Source organism: Streptomyces sp. GS7 (assembly GCF_009834125.1).
Classification (GTDB): Bacteria; Actinomycetota; Actinomycetes; order Streptomycetales; family Streptomycetaceae; genus Streptomyces.
The window spans coordinates 1,996,693-2,011,943 of the sequence record NZ_CP047146.1; the positions used below are offsets into that span (position 1 = coordinate 1,996,693).

Annotated in this window: 19 protein-coding genes and 1 pseudogene; 12 read left to right on the forward strand and 8 right to left on the reverse strand. The window is 69.1% G+C overall.

Going from position 1 to position 15,251, the window contains the following annotated elements; genetic code table 11:
• The first annotated feature begins 90 nt into the window (after positions 1 to 90).
• Positions 91 to 1,275 (forward strand): alpha/beta hydrolase family protein, encoded by a 1,185-nt coding sequence (locus GR130_RS08575; RefSeq protein ID WP_159504142.1) that lies wholly within the window; start codon positions 91 to 93, stop codon positions 1,273 to 1,275.
• A 52-nt stretch (positions 1,276 to 1,327) separates the two neighbouring features.
• Here GR130_RS08575 and GR130_RS40385 read toward each other — a convergent pair whose 3' ends face one another.
• Together GR130_RS40385 and GR130_RS40390 are read right to left on the reverse strand one after the other, a co-directional pair.
• Positions 1,328 to 1,537 carry a hypothetical protein gene (locus GR130_RS40385; RefSeq protein ID WP_236574089.1) on the reverse strand — a complete coding sequence of 70 codons (210 nt, stop codon included), beginning with the start codon at positions 1,535 to 1,537 and terminating at the stop codon, positions 1,328 to 1,330.
• 35 nt (positions 1,538 to 1,572) lie between these two features.
• Positions 1,573 to 1,719, reverse strand: a pseudogene (locus GR130_RS40390) (metal ABC transporter solute-binding protein, Zn/Mn family); the annotation flags it as partial.
• 223 nt (positions 1,720 to 1,942) lie between these two features.
• On the opposite strand from GR130_RS40390, the gene GR130_RS08585 reads away from it, so the two are divergent.
• The gene (locus tag GR130_RS08585; protein ID WP_159504143.1) at positions 1,943 to 2,425 is read left to right on the forward strand and encodes a Fur family transcriptional regulator; all 483 of its coding nucleotides are present in this window, start codon (positions 1,943 to 1,945) and stop codon (positions 2,423 to 2,425) included.
• 239 nt (positions 2,426 to 2,664) lie between these two features.
• On the opposite strand, the gene rpsN is transcribed toward GR130_RS08585, so the two are convergent.
• Both rpsN and rpmB read right to left on the reverse strand, forming a co-directional pair.
• Positions 2,665 to 2,970, reverse strand: coding sequence for a 30S ribosomal protein S14 (rpsN, locus tag GR130_RS08590; RefSeq protein WP_159504144.1), 306 nt, complete (start codon positions 2,968 to 2,970; stop codon positions 2,665 to 2,667).
• Positions 2,970 to 3,206: a 50S ribosomal protein L28 gene (gene rpmB, locus GR130_RS08595; RefSeq protein ID WP_159504145.1), complete on the reverse strand. Its 237-nt coding sequence runs from the start codon at positions 3,204 to 3,206 to the stop codon at positions 2,970 to 2,972. Before rpmB ends, rpsN begins: the two co-directional genes overlap by 1 nt.
• 85 nt (positions 3,207 to 3,291) lie before the next feature.
• Between rpmB and rpmG the strand changes: the two genes are divergently transcribed.
• The 5 genes from rpmG (at position 3,292) to GR130_RS08620 (ending at position 6,450) form a co-directional block, all read left to right on the forward strand.
• Positions 3,292 to 3,456, forward strand: coding sequence for a 50S ribosomal protein L33 (gene rpmG, locus GR130_RS08600; protein ID WP_026252351.1), 165 nt, complete (start codon positions 3,292 to 3,294; stop codon positions 3,454 to 3,456).
• Between the two features lie 4 nt (positions 3,457 to 3,460).
• Entirely contained in the window at positions 3,461 to 3,712 is a 252-nt protein-coding gene (locus tag GR130_RS08605; RefSeq protein WP_159504146.1) for a type B 50S ribosomal protein L31, read from the forward strand.
• Positions 3,709 to 4,866 carry a CobW family GTP-binding protein gene (locus GR130_RS08610; protein ID WP_159504147.1) on the forward strand — a complete coding sequence of 386 codons (1,158 nt, stop codon included), beginning with the start codon at positions 3,709 to 3,711 and terminating at the stop codon, positions 4,864 to 4,866. Before GR130_RS08605 ends, GR130_RS08610 begins: the two co-directional genes overlap by 4 nt.
• A gap of 37 nt (positions 4,867 to 4,903) precedes the next feature.
• On the forward strand, positions 4,904 to 5,143 hold the full coding sequence (rpsR, locus tag GR130_RS08615; RefSeq protein WP_159504148.1) for a 30S ribosomal protein S18: 240 nt from the start codon (positions 4,904 to 4,906) through the stop codon (positions 5,141 to 5,143).
• Between the two features lie 89 nt (positions 5,144 to 5,232).
• Entirely contained in the window at positions 5,233 to 6,450 is a 1,218-nt protein-coding gene (locus GR130_RS08620; RefSeq protein ID WP_236572949.1) for a GTP-binding protein, read from the forward strand.
• A 314-nt stretch (positions 6,451 to 6,764) separates the two neighbouring features.
• Here the strand turns inward: GR130_RS08620 and GR130_RS08625 are convergent, their stop codons facing one another.
• Positions 6,765 to 9,227: a terpene synthase family protein gene (locus GR130_RS08625; protein WP_159504149.1), complete on the reverse strand. Its 2,463-nt coding sequence runs from the start codon at positions 9,225 to 9,227 to the stop codon at positions 6,765 to 6,767.
• Positions 9,228 to 9,489: 262 nt separating this feature from the next.
• The gene (locus GR130_RS08630; RefSeq protein WP_159504150.1) at positions 9,490 to 9,951 is read right to left on the reverse strand and encodes a MerR family transcriptional regulator; all 462 of its coding nucleotides are present in this window, start codon (positions 9,949 to 9,951) and stop codon (positions 9,490 to 9,492) included.
• A 94-nt stretch (positions 9,952 to 10,045) separates the two neighbouring features.
• Between GR130_RS08630 and GR130_RS08635 the strand changes: the two genes are divergently transcribed.
• The 3 genes from GR130_RS08635 (at position 10,046) to GR130_RS41780 (ending at position 12,231) form a co-directional block, all read left to right on the forward strand.
• A complete protein-coding gene (locus GR130_RS08635) occupies positions 10,046 to 11,260 on the forward strand; it encodes an MFS transporter (protein WP_159504151.1) in 1,215 nt (404 codons plus the stop codon).
• A gap of 276 nt (positions 11,261 to 11,536) precedes the next feature.
• Positions 11,537 to 11,806: a hypothetical protein gene (locus GR130_RS08640; protein ID WP_159504152.1), complete on the forward strand. Its 270-nt coding sequence runs from the start codon at positions 11,537 to 11,539 to the stop codon at positions 11,804 to 11,806.
• Positions 11,807 to 12,009: 203 nt separating this feature from the next.
• Complete coding sequence (locus GR130_RS41780) at positions 12,010 to 12,231, forward strand: transposase (protein WP_443043585.1); 222 nt, start codon at positions 12,010 to 12,012, stop codon at positions 12,229 to 12,231.
• 4 nt (positions 12,232 to 12,235) lie between these two features.
• Here the strand turns inward: GR130_RS41780 and GR130_RS08650 are convergent, their stop codons facing one another.
• A complete protein-coding gene (locus GR130_RS08650; protein ID WP_159504154.1) occupies positions 12,236 to 12,412 on the reverse strand; it encodes a Mu transposase domain-containing protein in 177 nt (58 codons plus the stop codon).
• A gap of 442 nt (positions 12,413 to 12,854) precedes the next feature.
• On the opposite strand from GR130_RS08650, the gene GR130_RS08655 reads away from it, so the two are divergent.
• Positions 12,855 to 13,163 (forward strand): helix-turn-helix domain-containing protein, encoded by a 309-nt coding sequence (locus GR130_RS08655; protein ID WP_236572950.1) that lies wholly within the window; start codon positions 12,855 to 12,857, stop codon positions 13,161 to 13,163.
• Between the two features lie 134 nt (positions 13,164 to 13,297).
• Positions 13,298 to 14,389, forward strand: a complete 1,092-nt coding sequence (locus tag GR130_RS08660; RefSeq protein ID WP_236572951.1) for a tyrosine-type recombinase/integrase — start codon at positions 13,298 to 13,300, stop codon at positions 14,387 to 14,389.
• A gap of 5 nt (positions 14,390 to 14,394) precedes the next feature.
• Here GR130_RS08660 and GR130_RS08665 read toward each other — a convergent pair whose 3' ends face one another.
• Positions 14,395 to 15,213, reverse strand: coding sequence for an IS5 family transposase (locus GR130_RS08665; protein ID WP_159504155.1), 819 nt, complete (start codon positions 15,211 to 15,213; stop codon positions 14,395 to 14,397).
• Positions 15,214 to 15,251 lie beyond the last annotated feature (38 nt).

Consider the following 15,251-nt stretch of genomic DNA (forward strand, 5'->3'; position numbering starts at 1 on the left):
ACGTACCGGCAGACCCCTAAGGGCTGTGCCCCAGCTCGTCCGCCTCTGAGGGGACGTCAGCTATGGCGCTCGCACTCTAGCGTGCTTGGCATGACCGGAATCCGTCGCACTGCAGTAGTCACCGTGCTCGGTCTCATCCTGGCGCTGCCGATCGCCACAGGGGGCGCCGCGTCAGCCACTCCCGGACCGTCCGCCACCGCGCCGTCCGCATCCTCGGACGCATCCGCCGTCCAGCTGGAACTGCCCCGCCCGACGGGCCCGCACGCTGTCGGCGTCAGCACGTTGCACCTCGTCGACGAGCAGCGCCAGGACCCGTGGGTTCCGTCGGCGGGCCCGCGCCAGCTGATGGTGTCGATGTACTACCCCGCCCGGCCCGACACCGGCGTCCCTGCCCCCTTCATGACCACCGAGGAAGCCAGCCTGTTCCTGCAGGCGAAGGCTCCGGGAGCCAACGTCCCAGCCGGGGTGCTCGCCGGCACCCGCACGTGGGCGTACACCGACGCGCGCCCGACGCACGGCAGGTTCCCGCTGGTGCTGCTCTCACCCGGCTTCACGCTGCCGCGACAGACTCTCACCGGCCTCGCCGAGGACCTGGCCAGCCGCGGGTACGCCGTCGCCCTGGTCGACCACACCTATGAGGACAGCGGGACGACCTTTCCCGACGGACGGACGCTCACCTGCGCCGTCTGCGACCGGATTCCGGGCGGGTTCCCGGCCGTGGAAGAGAGCCGGGCCGCGGATCTCTCCTTCGTGATCGATCAGCTGACCCATCGCCATTCGCAATGGCGCTACGCCCGCATGATCGACCGGGAGCGGATCGGCATCGCCGGGCACTCCGCCGGCGGCGCCAGCGCCGCCACCACCATGGTCGCCGACGACCGGGTGCGGGCCGGGGTGAACTTGGACGGCACCTTCGATGTGCAGATCCCGACCATCGGCCTGAACGGCCGCCCGTTCATGTTGTTGGGCGCACAGGCAGACCACAGCCCGGGCGGACAGGAAGACTCGTGGAGTACGGCCTGGGCGCGCCTGGACGGCTGGAAGCGCTGGCTGCTCGTCGCCGGTGCCGTGCATGACAGCTTCACCGACCTGCCCGACCTCGCGGCCCAGGTGGGCCTTCCCAGCCGGGGCGCGTCGATCTCCGGGCAGCGCTCGGAGGAGATCACCCGTACCTATGTCGCGGCCTTCTTCGACCAGCAGCTGAAGGGCATCGCCCAACCACTGCTCGACGGACCGTCACCGGCCAATCCGGAGGTGACCTTCCAACAGCCCTGATCCTGAACGACCCCGATCAGGAGCTCGCCCTCCCCCTTCTCCTTCCCCTCCTTCAGAGGTATGACTCGTACCTGAACACCCACTGCCGCGTCGGGCTGTCCGGCACCTGCAACACGGCCCGGAACCCGATGAACGGCGCGAGGTGCTGTTCGGCCAGGGCCACCGGGTCGGTGTGCGCCTGCGGCCCGTTGGGATCGACGCGGAAGTACTGCCCGGGGTGCCGGGGAGGGCCCCGGAGGGCCGGACCGCCTTGTCCAGCCACTCCTCCTCCAGGCCCACGCCGTTCTCGAACAGCAACTTGGACCGGCCTATCGCCTGGAGGTCGGCGGGCGTGGGCTTGTATTCGTGGGCTGAGGCATTCGGCGTCACGAGCTGGACGACGTCGACGTGGCCGGTGCCGATGGTGCGGACGAAGTCCGCCACCTGCGTGGTGGTGGCCACCACCTTCAGCGTGCCCGAGCCCGAGTCGTCGGACTGTGCGGTGGCAGCCTTCGGACCGCAGCCGGTCAGGGACAAGGCGGCCAGGCATATGGCGACGAGGGGCTGCTTCGGTTGGTGCTCGGGATCTCCTGGTGCGTGTGGCGCGGAAAGCGCCGCGTAATGGACATGGAAATCATGTTCAGCTAGTTTTGGTGATCGACAGACCGCAGGTCAACCGGGAGTCGTGATGAGCAGCGCGGAGGCGGGGTGGACGGAGGCCGTGGAGCCGGGTGTGCGCAGGACGCGTCAGCGCGCCGCTGTGCTGCGCACGTTCGCTGCCTGTCGCGATTTCGTCTCCGCTCAGGCCCTGCATGCACTGCTGACGGAGGCGGGCGTCGGGGTCGGCCTCAGCACCGTCTACCGCGCCCTGCGTGACCTGGAACGGGTGGGCTGCGTCGACGTCGTACGCGACCAGACCGGCGAGCGGCTGTACCGGCAGCGGCCCGACGGCGGCCACCGTCACTACCTCATCTGCCGGTGCTGCGGCCGCAGTCGGGCCGTCGACACGGACGTGGTCGAGGAGTGGGCCGACCGGCTCGGCGAGCAGACCGGCTTCACCGGCGTCGAGCACACCCTTGAACTCAGCGGTGTCTGTGCCGACTGCGGCACCGCTGCCGAACAAGGAGGAGCACCATGCCGGGAAGTCCCCCCGTCTTGCCGATCCACGTAGTTCGGTGCGTTGAAGGGCTCTGCGCGACGCTTCCTCGCCCTCGGCGACGACAGCGGCGTCGCCATCCCGCTCAAGACGTCACCGCAGGGGGAGTGGCCGCGGGCTTCCGCGTCCCGTGGCGGCCCGGCGTGCCGAGCCGCCGTCCATGCTCGCCCTGCGGTTCGTGCGTCCATCGAGCGCCGTACGGCGCCGCGCCCGCCGCTGGTGGGCTGCCCGGTGTCAGCGCGGCCCGGTTGCTGTCACCAACTGCTTTTGGTGACGCCGGGGAGTTCGCCGGCGTGTGCCATCTCGCGCAGGCGGATGCGGGAGAGGCCGAAGGCGCGCAGGTGGCCGCGGGGACGGCCGTCGACGGCGTCGCGGTTGCGCACCCGGGTGGCGCTGGCGTCGCGCGGCTGACGGCGCAGCTCCTGCTGGGCGGCGGCGCGTGCCTCGTCGGGCGTGGCGGGGTTGGCGATGACGGCCTTCAGCTCGGCGCGGCGCTCGGCGTAGCGGGCTACGGTCTCGCGTCGCTTCTCATTCTTGGCGATCTTGCTCTTCTTGGCCATCAGACCTTTCCTCCTCGGGCGCGGATGCGGGCCACGGCGGCCTCGACGCCGATCGCGTCGACCGTCTTGATGCCCTTGGTGCTGAGTGTGAGCCGGACATGGCGGTTCTCGCTGGGCAGCCAGTACCGCTTGTGCTGGATGTTGGGGTCGAACCGGCGGCTGGTGCGGCGGTGTGAGTGGGAGACGGTCTTACCGAAGCCCGGCTGCCGGCCGGTGAGTTGGCAGTGAGCGGACATGGCTCCTCTTGTTGCTCGGTGGTCGGTTACTGCGGCGCCGTAGCAGCTTGATGAAAATGAAAACCACTTGTGTATGCTGCGGGGCATGGCCAGGAACGAACTACGCCCGATCATCAAGCTCAGGTCCACCGCCGGCACCGGCTACACCTACGTGACCCGCAAGAACCGCCGTAACGATCCGGACCGGCTGACGCTGCGCAAGTACGACCCGGTCGTCGGCCGGCACGTCGATTTCCGCGAGGAGCGCTGACCTCATGAAGCCTGGAATCCACCCCGAATACCGGCCCGTCGTCTTCCGCGACCAGGCCGCCGGCCACGCCTTCCTCACCCGCTCCACGGCGACCAGCGACAAGACCGTCGAGTGGGAGGACGGCAACACCTACCCTGTCATCGACGTCGAGATCTCCTCGGCGAGCCACCCCTTGTACACCGGCACCCAGCGGGTCCTGGACACCGCGGGCCGCGTGGAGCGCTTCGAACGCCGCTACGGGCGGAGGGAACGGTGAGTGTCGCTTCGCCCCGCCTGCCGGTGGTGATCGTCGGCGGACTGTGCGAAGGCGCCCGGCGCGCGGCCGTCGGGGACATCCTGCGCTCTGTGCCCGGCACCGTCGTGCTCCACCACGATCTGTCGAGCGGACCCGACGGCTCGGTGCACCGCACCATCCGCGATCTGAGCGGTCCCGTCAGCAGCGGTCACACGCCCTTGGTCAACGACTGCGCGTGCTGCGCGCTGCGCGAGGACCTGGTCCCCGAACTGGTGCGGCTCGCGGACGCCGGAACGTACCGGCTGGCCGTCGTCGAGCTGTGGGACTCCGTCGAGCCGCAGGCCATGGCAGCCGTCATCGCGGCCGAGAGCGAAGCGCTGGAGCTCACCGGGGTGGCCACCGCGGTCGACCCGGCGCTCGTCCTGCCGTACCTGTCCAACGGGGACGACCTGGCCGAGGCCGGTCTCGCCGCCGCCCCCACTGATCAGCGCACGGTCGCCGACACCTTCGCCCGCCAGATCGAGTACCCCACGGTGCTCGCCCTCGCCGAAGGCGACGAACCGGTGGACGACGCCGACCTCGCGCTGCTCGCCCAACTCACCCCAGCCGCACAGCGTTTGCGGGTGGACGAGGGCACGCTCGGTCCGGCCCTGCTGACCGGGTTCGATGTCGAGGCCGCAGCGGCACGTCAGCATCCTTCGTGCCTGCTGCTGCCGCAGGAGGCCGACGAACACGGGGTCGACACTCTCGTGTGGCGGCGAGATCGGCCGTTCCACCCCGGGCGGCTCTATGCGGCCCTGGAGGACCTGGTCTGCGCCGCGGCGCGCATCCGGGGTCGGTTCTGGCTGGCCGACCGCCCGGACACGCTGCTGTCATGGGACGCAGCGGGCGGCGCGCTGTGCGTGGAGTCCGCCGGTCCCTGGCTGGCCGCACTGCCCGACGCCGCATGGGAGATGGTGCCCGCCGAACGCCGCATCGCGGCCTCGCTGGACTGGCACCCGGAACACGGCGACCGCTGCCAACACCTCACCTTCACCTCACCCGACCTCGACCGGGAGAACCTGCTGATCCTGCTGGACTCCTGCCTGCTGACCGACGCCGAGCACGCGGCCGGACCGGAGGCGTGGAAAGAACTCCCACACGCCTTCGACGAACTCCTCGACGCCGTCGCCTGAACGCGCACCACCCGCAACCGCGAGACAAGGACCTGACATGGCCCGCCGCAGCGACCTCAAACCCAAGGCCACGAAACGCAAGGTCAACCCGCTGGACGCCGCCGGCATCACCTACATCGACTACAAGGACACCGACCTGCTGCGGAAATTCATCTCCGACCGCGGCAAGATCCGCAGCCGCCGAGTGACCCATGTGACCAAGCAGCAGCAGCGGCAGATGGCCCGCGCCATCAAGAACGCCCGCGAGATGGCCCTCATCCCCTACGACTCCCGGTAACCGACCTCGATGCGACACATTCCGCCGGCGGCGGCGTGGGGACGCAGAGCCGCCCACACTCTCGTGACCGCGATCGCCGGGGTGGGAGCGTGAGCATCGACGGAGGGCCGGTCCGGGGCCTGCTCACCGTCGTCTGCGGCAACACACCTCAGGCGCGCGGTCGCGCGGTGGACGTCACCCTGCGCGCCGTACCCGACGCAGTGGTGCTGTCCGTCTCGGTCGAAGGTGACGCGGACGGCCCGTACCCGTTCGTCCAGCGCACCGTCTCCTGCCACGACGAGCAGCTTCGCCGTGACCTCTGCCGGGCGGCCACAGGCGACCCGGCCGTGATTGTCCGTCAGGACCTGGAGGCCATCGCCCGCCGTACGGGGCACCCGCACGTCGTGCTCGCGCTCCCCGGTGAACTCGATGCGGCGCTGTTCCTCGCCGCTCTGTGGCAGACCCCGCTGGGCCGCACACCAACGGCGCACCACTACGACCTGGGGCCGCTGACCGTCGGCCTGGACCCCGAGCGTTTCCTCAGCGACCTGCGATGCGCTCACCGGACCGTCCGGTCCTACGGCCGAGGCGCCCACACCGTTTCGCTCACGCTCGCCGAAGCCGCCGCCCGCCAGGTGGAGGCGGCAGGCGCCGTGCTGCTGAGTCCAGGACAGAATCTCGCCGACGGCGCTCGGGAGGGGGCGCGAGCCCTGCTCGGCCACCTCAATCCGTCCGTGGATGTGCTCTCCGGCTCGGAAGCCGGCGACGAGGCCCTCGTGACTCTGATGAAGCCCGATCCGCGCTGGGCCGTGGCCGGCCCCGCCGAGCGTCTCGACCCAGTGATCGCGCCGGTGCACCGGCGCAGTGTCGACCACGGCGTGATGTCCGTACTCTGGCGCTGCCGTCGCCCCGTCCACCCCGAGCGGCTGGCGGACAGCCTGCGGCGGATCATGTCCGGAGTCGTCCGCAGCCGGGGTCACCTGTGGTTGGCCACCCGGCCCCGGTCGGTCGTCACCTGGCGCTCTGCCGGTCGTCACTTGGAGCTCCGCGAGACCGGCAACTGGCTGCCGGACGGTGAAGCGGCGGCGTGGCGGAGTGTGTCCCCGCAGCGCCGGACCCTGGCCTCCTGGTTCTGGGACGACTACTACGGCGAGCGGCGCAACGAACTCGTCTTCACCGGAACCGAGCTGGACCAGGACGAGCTCCGGCACACCCTGGACGCCACCCTGCTCGACGACCGCGAGCTGTCGTACGGCGTCGAGAGCTGGGCAGACCTCCCCGATCCGCTGCTCGGCGATCCCGCCCCCGATGGTCCCACCGACGGTTGACGGCCAACCGGTGACACGGGGACGGGAGTGGCGCAGCCCCCCGCACCGCCGAGCCGGACCCTCATCGGCCCGCGGCGGGTACCTCACACACCCGGGCTGGCTTTGTTCACCAGTTCGGCCGCAGTTGTTCAGCAATTGTCCGTTCTCATGCAATCCAGTCGCCGTCTCATCGAAGGCAGTCGAGGAGGACGCAGCCGGACGCCTGAAGATCTACGGATAGACAGGGACTGAAGTTCGGCCGGCTGACGAAGGACGCGTTGACGGCCAAAAGCTGAACGAGCACGCGGCCTTGGCCGGACGCATAAGAAGGCCGGTCAAACCCGGAAATCGACGCGCCCGTACTGGGCGCAGGTCGCATGGGCGATACCCAACAGGGCGCGCTCGGGACGGCCCGTGTCGGTGTGCTGTGTCGTAGCAAGTGTGCCGAGCCTCGTCATCGCCCAGCGCAGCTCGCGCGCCACCTGGGCTTCCGCTTCTGCGAGCGTTTGGTGCGAGTCGAGGTCGGAGGACGTGGCTGCGACCTGGCGGAGGCGTACGGCGTTGATGACGCCCTCCTCGCGCTCGCGGCGGTGGGTGGCCAGGTCGTTGGCTAGGCGGATGCACACGTTGCCCTGCATGGCCAGTTCGCCCAGTTGTGGCAGGACGCGTTCGACAGAAGGGTCGTCCAGCAGGATCAGGGCGAGGGCGTAGTAGGCCGGACCGCCGATGGAGAGGCGAGCGTTGGCGATGTTCTCCGCGAAGCCGGGAATCGCAGCGTGTTCGCCCTGCCACAAGGCGCTCTTCCAGGTGATTTCGCGCTGCATGCTTGCCATGACCATCCCGAAGTGCTCGACCAGGTACGGCCGCAGTCGCAGGAAGAGCGGGTAGACGGAGAGGTCAGTGACGATGCCCTTAAGGGGCGGAACGAGCGCATCGTATGACCGACCACCCGCCGGGATCTCGTCGCCGGCCAGGACGGCCAGGTAGCGCTCGCAGTGCTGTCTGGCCTCCGGGGCGGCCAGGCCGCCGGTGTCGAACAGGTCGTCCATGGCGTAGATCCACATCAGCGCCCGCATGATCAGTTCCAGCTCCGGCCGAGCCAAGTCGGGGTTGGCCCGGGTGACCACGGCGGAGAGGGAAGGTATAGCGCCCAGGGGCATGCCCTTGTGCCCTTCGGCCCAGGACCGGGTGACTCGGGAAACCTGCGCCGCCAGGGCTGCCACTGGGCCACCGGGCGGACGGCCGAGATGGTCACCGGCCGTGGCCAGGGCATCGTTGACCGACAGGACGGGGCCCGGTGCGGTGATCAGCAGACGGTCGGTGACCTCAAGCGCAGCGGTCACTGCAGCCTGTACGACGGCGCGTGGCGTGTAGAGGTCCTTGTCCTGCCACAGTGCTGGATCCGGGCGCATGGTGCCGAGCAGGAACGCTCGTGCCAGGCCCAGTAGTTCCTGGTCCGCCTCGCCCGGTCCGTCGGCGGTTTCGATGCACCGGGCGAGTGCCAGGACCGCGTAGGAGGTCTCCTCCCGGCTGCCAGCATCTATTCCGAAGGAGCCATCCGCGTGCTGATGGCTCCTCAGCCACTGCAGCGCGCGTTCTACCGCCGCTCGCGCCACCGGCCCGCCGTAGGTGTGGAGTGCGGGGGCGCAGCAGTACAGGGCGTAGAAGGGGGACGAGTGCCACTTGTCGCTCCACGTGCCGTCCTCCGCCTGCACTCGGCACAGCCACGTGGCGACCTTGGCCATCGCCTCGTCGGTCCACGGATGAAGGCCAGCGCCGGTGTGCTGCTGGTACAGTCCGAGGGCCTCAAGGACGTGGGCGTTGGCAGTGGGCGAGGCCGTGTCCTCGCCGATGTAGCACGCGAAATGGGTGGGCGCTTCGAAGCGGCGCAGCACAGCGGGCTCCTGCACCTCACCCATGAGGCCCAGCAGATGCAGCGCGGTGGAGGTGTCGTCGGCGTCCGGCGGCAGCCCGTGGACCCCGTGGGCACCCTCCGGCCCGAGAAGCCGACGGACCTGTTCCCTGAGTCCGGTGAAGTCGCCCACCGCACAGCCGGTGGTGAGGAGCATCGTGAGGACCCACAACCGCTCGAAGGGAGCGGTGGGGGTCACCGACGGGACCAGCGCATGGTGGTGACGGACGACGGCAGCCAGGGCACGGGACCGGCCGGGGCACCGTGTGGGCCCTCCGCGCAAGTGGACCCAGGCCGCCGTTGCCGCGGGCGAACTGCCCACGAGCCCGGGAGCGTCGGGGACGAGTAACGCAGTCCGCTCGTCCCCGAAAGCTTCGAGGGAGTGCTGTAGTTTGCCCGGGACCGCGCCCGCTGCGCCGACCCTGTGCCTGAGATGTTCCCGCAGGTCTGGAGGCAGTTCGGTCGGCAGGGGGAGATTGTGGGCGGGACCGGCCAGACGGTTGATGCTCTCTACCAGGCCGGGGACGATCAGTTCGTGCGCTGCGGTGTCCGGCAGCGGGCCATCCATACCGCCGCACGCGAGGGAGCATAGGCCCGCCTCGGCCGCAGCGTCCACGTGCTCGCGCAGGTCCGCGGCTTCCTGATCCCCCCTGCGCAGAACGACCAGCAGCGCTTCCACAGCGCTGAGCGTGGGCACAAGCTCGAAGCCACCCAACGGCCCCCACCGGCCGCTGGCATCCTGTCGGCCCAGCAGGAACTCGATCCGGTGCCGATGTCCCTCCAGCCAGGGAGCCAGGGAGACCAGCCTGGCGGTTTCGTAGACCGAGGGCGACAACGACCCCCAAGGGTCGGCGAACACATCCCTGAGCAGTTGCTCCGGCTTCACGCGCGATCCGCCTTTCCGGTGCCCCTCGTGACAGCTGCATCATTCCCGCTTCGGCGGTCTGCATGTCATGCACCAGACGGTGACCGACGAGCCTGCGTCCCCCTCGACTGCCTTCGATGAGACGGCGACTGGATTGCATGAGAACGGACAGCAATTCGGGAGGCGGGGCAGAAGCGCCGTGTTCGATGTTCACGAGAAATGACGGCACTTGTGCGGACACCGGGAAGGACGGCGGGTTCGCGGTCTCGGGTACAGGTGGGGGTCAGGTGTCCGAGTGCTGTGCGGGCGTGTCGGGGAAGGTCAGCTCGGGGGGTTCCTCGCCGGCGAGGGTGGCGTCTACGCAGGCGCGGATGTAGGCGCCGGTCACGGGACAGCTCAGCGGGTGGTCGGCCGGGCACTGCAGCATGTGCCGCAGCATGGCGGCGGCGCGGGCGAGCCGGTCGATCCGCTCCTGCATGGCGTCGTGCTGGGCGGTGATGAGGGCGTGGCGCTCGGGCGCGTGTTCGCTGTTCATGATGGCGGCGGTGTCGGCGAGGGGCATCATGCCGTCGTGGTGCCACAGCTGGGCGTAGGCGAGCTGTTCCAGAGCGGCGCGGTCGTACTGGCGCACCCGGCCGCGCCGAGCGGTGGGCTGGATCAGTCCGCATTCCTCGTAGTAGCGCAGGGTCGGTACCGAGACCCCGTAGGCGCGGGCGACCTCGCTGATCGAGTACAGCTGCTCCATAGGGTCCTCCGGGTGCGGGCACTTGTACTCAAGTGGACTTGAGCGCGCAGGGTTGAGGCAAGCCTAACCACCGAGTGCCCTGGAGGGCCCTGCCATGACCGTGTCCCCGCCGCCGGCGACCGCTGCCGTCCCTCGTGACCGCACCGCGCCACCGCCTGCCTCGGGCGCGGGCGTGCTGCTCGTCGTCGGCTTCGTACTGATGAGCCTGAACACCCGTGTCTCCTTCGGGCAGATCGGGCCGCTAGCACCGGTCGTGGGCTTCAGCCCCGCCACGGTCTCCCTGCTGGGGCTGCTGCCGCCGCTGTGCATGGGTGCCTTCGCACCACTCGCAGCCGTGGCGCGGCGACGGCTCGGCGAGGAGCGCGGGCTGTGGTGGGCCAGCTTGGTCCTGGTGGCCGGCGCGGTGCTGCGCATGCTGGGCATGCCCGGCCTGTTCGCGGGCACCGTCGTGGTCAGCGCGGCCACCGCCGTCGTCAACGTGCTCATCCCCGTCCTGGTCCGCAAGCGGTTCCCGCGTGAACGCGTCGGCACGATGATGGGCCTCTACGCCCTGTCGATGGGGGCCGGCTCGGCACTCATCGCTGCCATGGTCGTTCCTGTCACCCAGGCCACCGGAACCTGGCAGCCGGCCATCGGCCTGGCCGTCATCCCCGCCGTCCTCGCTGCCGCTGGCATGACCCCGCAGCTGCGCCACCAGCCGCCGCAGCCTGCCGCGACCGCCAGCACCGAGCGGAACAGGCGCCAGCACGTGGCCCGCACCGCGGTCGCCTGGAGCCTGACCGCCTTCTTCGGTATCCAGACCCTCGCCTTCTACACCACGCTCGCCTGGCTACCCTCGATCCTCGTACAAGCCGGCCTCGGCCGCAGTGCCGCCGGTACCGGCCAGGCCCTTCTCATCTGCGGCGTCGCCGCAGGCGGATTCATCGCACCGGTCCTCGCCGCGAAGCGCACCGACCAGCGCCCGCACATCCTGGGCGCCATCCTGGTCTGTGCAGTCGGCTTCACCGGGCTCCTGCTCGCCCCTGGCGCCACCTCGACGCTGTGGGTCGCCGTCCTCGGCATCGGACTCGGCGCCGGCCAGGCGCTCCCCGGAGTGCTCTACGCCCACCGGGGAAGCGACCACGACCACGTGACCGCCCTGTCCACCATGGCCCAGACCTGCGGCTTCCTCCTCGCCGCCACCGGCCCCATCCTCGCCGCCACCTTGCACACCGCCACCGGCACCTGGACCGCGCCCCTAGCCGCCCTCACCGCCGCCCTGCTCGCTTGCGCCGCAGCGAGCATGCGAGCCGGCCACGACCCCAAGTGACCGGTCACCCGCCTCCAGCCGCGCTGCGGCGCCAGGGCGGACCGCATCACGCACAGGCGCGATTAACGCTGTCGAAACTCGTGAACAATTCGAATCCGAGCCCAGAGCCAACTGCCTCCCGAATCGGTGAAGAAGTGCTGCCCGTTCTCGTGGACAGAGCCACCCGGGCGGACAGCTGCGCCGCCCACATGCGCGCATAGCGGCCGTCGGCGTCCGCGAGGGGCTCCGTGTGGGTGCCGCGCTGGGCGATACGGCCCCCAGACCGCGGCTCGGGCCATGGACGCCCTCTCGCTCTACGTCGCCGGCCACGCGCTGGAGACCTCCATGGTCCAGCAGCGGCAGAAGAACCAGGACGCCACGTGGGTCCTGGGCCAGGACGACCTGGTCCGCCGCTTCAACGCCCAACCGGAAGCCACCTTCCCGCAGACCCGGCGCTACGCGACCGAACTCACCTCCGGTACCGGGCACGAACGCTTCGACTTCGCAGTCGGGCTGCTCATCGACAACCTCGCCCACCAGGCCACACCCCGGCTCACCCTGAACTGACGAGACGCCACCTGCCGGTTACGGTGGGAGAACCACCGAGCAGCTCTGCCTGGGAGTTATCCGGGCGATCATGTAGGTATCTGGCGTACGGCTCGTTGCCCCGGTATGGGGCGGGGCGACCTGACGGATGCGGAGCGGGACGGTTTCGGCCGATTCTGCAGGTCAGTAATGGGCGTTGTGGCTGGTGGCGGGATCACCGGCAGGTGATCGACGGGATCCTGCACTGGGTACGCACCGGGGTGCAGTGGCGTCACCTGCCTGAACGGTTCGGGCCGTGGTCTCCTGCGAGTGGTCGGGGTAGTGGGAGGGGTCGATCACCGGCCGTCCGGGCAGGGACAGTTGATGGCGGGCGACCTCGGTCAGGCCCGCGGGGCCCTACATACACTCGGGTCGGCGGATCAGGTGCGAGAGGTCGGCGACGATGACGAGCTAGTCGCCGTCGACGCGGCCCCAGGCTTCCTGGCCGACCAGGCCGGGCGGGGTCGAATAGCGCACCGAGCCGAAGCGAACCGCCTGGTCGCGCAAGACCTGGCGGGACTCGCCAAGCGCGAGGGTGTGCGGAACCGTGGGCATCGGGTGCAGCCTCGACTCCTCGATGTCCAGCATCGAGGACGGGACCTTCTCGGTCTCGCGGTGGACGCGGTTGTTGACCTGCTGGCAGAAGACCGCGTGGGCAGGCCCCGCGAGTAGCCCGACGCTATGGTGCGCGCGGGCCGTGACCCTTCCGGCGAGGGGTCGTGTGGGGGCATGCGTGTGTGCGTCCCCGCCCAGACGCGCATGAGGGCCGGCTTGGACTTTGTCGGTTCCAGCCCCTCACGCATGCCGTCGCCTTCTCTTGACGACGGCTGAACTCTGACCTCTGACAGCCACGCTCGAACCTCCTTGATGCACCGGAGGTCGCTATCTATCACTACATCCCGGCCGCGCCAAACCCACGATTCTCCGGATCCTGATCCTGCCCGTGGGTGGTGTCCGGTATTGCGCCCTGCATGGGTGGCGGGAGATCAAACCTCCGCCCAGCTGACGACGTTTGCCCCGGAGATACGCGATGCGCAACCACACAGAGCCCACCGTCGAGGCGGCGTTTATGAACGTGCAGAACGCGGCGACATATATGGGCATCTCGGTGAACACTCTGTACGTCTGGCGTCATCGGCGCCAGGGGCCACCCAGTTTCCGTATGGGCCCCGGCGGTCGGGTCATGTATCGCCGAGACCTGCTCGACGCGTGGCTGGTGGAACAGCAGAAGGCTGATTCGCGTTCGAATCCGGATCTCAATCCGCTGAGCAAGGCGCCGCAGCGCCGTGCGCCACGCCGCGTGACCACAAACGGCGTCTATGGGACAGCCGCGCGTTAGCCCAGTCCCCTGGAACGAAAGTTGAAAAAGTCGGCTGCATCCGGAATTTGACGTGCGCGGACGCCGTCTGTGTGTTTGGCGCGGCGCTAGGAGGCGCTGACCGGACCAGCCAGCGGATCAAAGGGAGGTATCGCATGGCGGGGTATATAGAGGACAGGTGGCTCAAGAAGCGACCGAACAAGGAGACGGGTAAGCGCGAGCGAACGGCGCTGTGGGGGAAATGTGCCCGCTACCGAGTCAAAGGCATCCCGGGTGTCCGTGATCGCTCGTTCGAGACGATGGCGGACGCCAAGGCGTGGTTGGCTGAGACGCAGACAGACTCACGCCGTGGTGACTTCGTAGATCCACGCGACGGTGAGATTACCGTGCGTGAGTACGTCGAAAAGCATTGGTGGCCGGCTCAGATTCACCCGCCCCAGACGTTGGAGAGCATGGAGTACCGGATCTGGGGGCAGGTGCTGCCGCACATCGGAGAATTGGCGCTCCGTGATGTCGGCGTCGCCGAGCTGCGGAAGTGGTCAGCGGATGTACAGCGCGAAGTCGGATCGGGTACTGCGTACACCGCGTGGGTGTACCTGAAGGCGATTATGCAGGCCGCGGTCGAGGACAAGCGTCTCTTCCGAAACCCATGCAAGGGCAACAGCACGATCAAGCCGCCCAAGAAGCCCGAGCGGAGGGCGCGCTCCTGGACGCAGGGGCAAGTTGACGCGGTGCGGGCAGAGCTTCCCAAGCGGTACCGGATCACACTCGACCTCGGTGTTGGATGTGGATTGCGACAAGGGGAGGTATTCGCGTTCTCCCCCGGTGATGTGCAGGGCGACTCCGTCCACGTAGAGCGGCAGATTCTGCGATACAAGTCGCAGCTCTACTTCGGGCCCCCGAAGGGCGGTAAGGAGCGCGACGTACCCGTGACGACAGCCCTTGCGAAGCGGCTGCTGGCGCACCAGGAGCGGTTCGACACGGTCGAGGTGACCCTGCCGTGGCTCGATCCCGAACAGCCAGACGTTCCCCGGGATGAGCGCCGCAAAGTAACGGTACCGCTGCTCGTCACCACGACCCGCAGCGGAGCGATCAATCGGACCACGTGGAACACCAAGTCTTGGAAGCCGGCGCTCGCTCGCGCTGGTGTGATCCCCCCTCTTCCGAAGCAGGAGAAGGAGGGGAAGGCCACACGCGTGTGGGAGCCGAGCCGGGAGCACGGCTTCCACGTCCTGCGTCACACTTAGGATTCCTAGCAAAATGAGGTTTTCAGGCGTCGCCAGCAGATGATGCTGCAGCCGAGGATGAGGAAAGCTTCGTGGAGGTCTTCCCTGATCTCCCAGCGGATGCGCAGGCGCCGGAACCAGTGCAGGAGGGCGAAGGCTGCTTCGGCGACCCATCGGTGGATGCCCAGACCGGAGCCGTGCTGGGTGCCGCGGCGGGCGATGAGGGGGCGGATGCCCACCTCGCGCAGTTCGCGGCGGTAGGTGTCGGAGTCGTAGGCGCGGTCGGCGAACAGAGCGCCGGGGCGCTTTCGGGGGCGCCCCCGCTTGCCTTTGACGGCCGGTATGGCGTGGACCAGCGGCATGAGCTGGGTGACGTCGTGGCGGTTTCCGCCTGTGAGCGTGGCCGCCAGCGGGATGCCGTGCGCTTCGGTGATCACGTGGTGCTTGCTGCCTGCCTTTCCCCGATCCACCGGTGAGGGCCCGGTCTTCGCGCCGCCCTTCATCGCCCGCAGATGGGAGCCGTCGACCGCGGCCCGGGAGAAGTCCAGCAGCCCGGCCGCACGTAGCTCGGCCAGCAGCAGCTCATGAAGAGCCTGCCACACCCCGGCCTGATGCCAGTCGCGCAGCCTGCGCCAGCACGTGCTGCCCGAGCCGTATCCCAGCTCCTGGGGCAGGAACTCCCAAGGGATGCCGGTGTACAGCACGAACAGGATCCCGCTCAGCACCCGCCGGTCATCGAGCCGTTTGCGACCCGGATACCTCACGCGGCGCTCAATCACCGGCAGCAGCCCGGCAATCCGCTCCCACAACCCGTCCTCGACTTCCCACGGCCTCCGCTGCACCATGCCCAACGCCCCCACCACAACACCAGACAGAGGCACAA

Bases quoted from the DNA above. Each gene is read 5' to 3' on its own strand.
- GR130_RS08575 (WP_159504142.1), top strand. From the start codon at position 91: ATGACCGGAATCCGTCGCACTGCAGTAGTCACCGTGCTCGGTCTCATC.
- GR130_RS08585 (WP_159504143.1), top strand. From the start codon at position 1,943: ATGAGCAGCGCGGAGGCGGGGTGGACGGAGGCCGTGGAGCCGGGTGTG.
- rpsN (WP_159504144.1), bottom strand. From the start codon at position 2,970: ATGGCCAAGAAGAGCAAGATCGCCAAGAATGAGAAGCGACGCGAGACC.
- rpmB (WP_159504145.1), bottom strand. From the start codon at position 3,206: ATGTCCGCTCACTGCCAACTCACCGGCCGGCAGCCGGGCTTCGGTAAG.
- rpmG (WP_026252351.1), top strand. From the start codon at position 3,292: ATGGCCAGGAACGAACTACGCCCGATCATCAAGCTCAGGTCCACCGCC.
- GR130_RS08605 (WP_159504146.1), top strand. From the start codon at position 3,461: ATGAAGCCTGGAATCCACCCCGAATACCGGCCCGTCGTCTTCCGCGAC.
- rpsR (WP_159504148.1), top strand. From the start codon at position 4,904: ATGGCCCGCCGCAGCGACCTCAAACCCAAGGCCACGAAACGCAAGGTC.
- GR130_RS08630 (WP_159504150.1), bottom strand. From the start codon at position 9,951: ATGGAGCAGCTGTACTCGATCAGCGAGGTCGCCCGCGCCTACGGGGTC.
- GR130_RS08635 (WP_159504151.1), top strand. From the start codon at position 10,046: ATGACCGTGTCCCCGCCGCCGGCGACCGCTGCCGTCCCTCGTGACCGC.
- GR130_RS08640 (WP_159504152.1), top strand. From the start codon at position 11,537: ATGGACGCCCTCTCGCTCTACGTCGCCGGCCACGCGCTGGAGACCTCC.
- GR130_RS08650 (WP_159504154.1), bottom strand. From the start codon at position 12,412: ATGCTGGACATCGAGGAGTCGAGGCTGCACCCGATGCCCACGGTTCCG.
- GR130_RS08655 (WP_236572950.1), top strand. From the start codon at position 12,855: ATGCGCAACCACACAGAGCCCACCGTCGAGGCGGCGTTTATGAACGTG.
- GR130_RS08660 (WP_236572951.1), top strand. From the start codon at position 13,298: ATGGCGGGGTATATAGAGGACAGGTGGCTCAAGAAGCGACCGAACAAG.
- GR130_RS08665 (WP_159504155.1), bottom strand. From the start codon at position 15,213: ATGGTGCAGCGGAGGCCGTGGGAAGTCGAGGACGGGTTGTGGGAGCGG.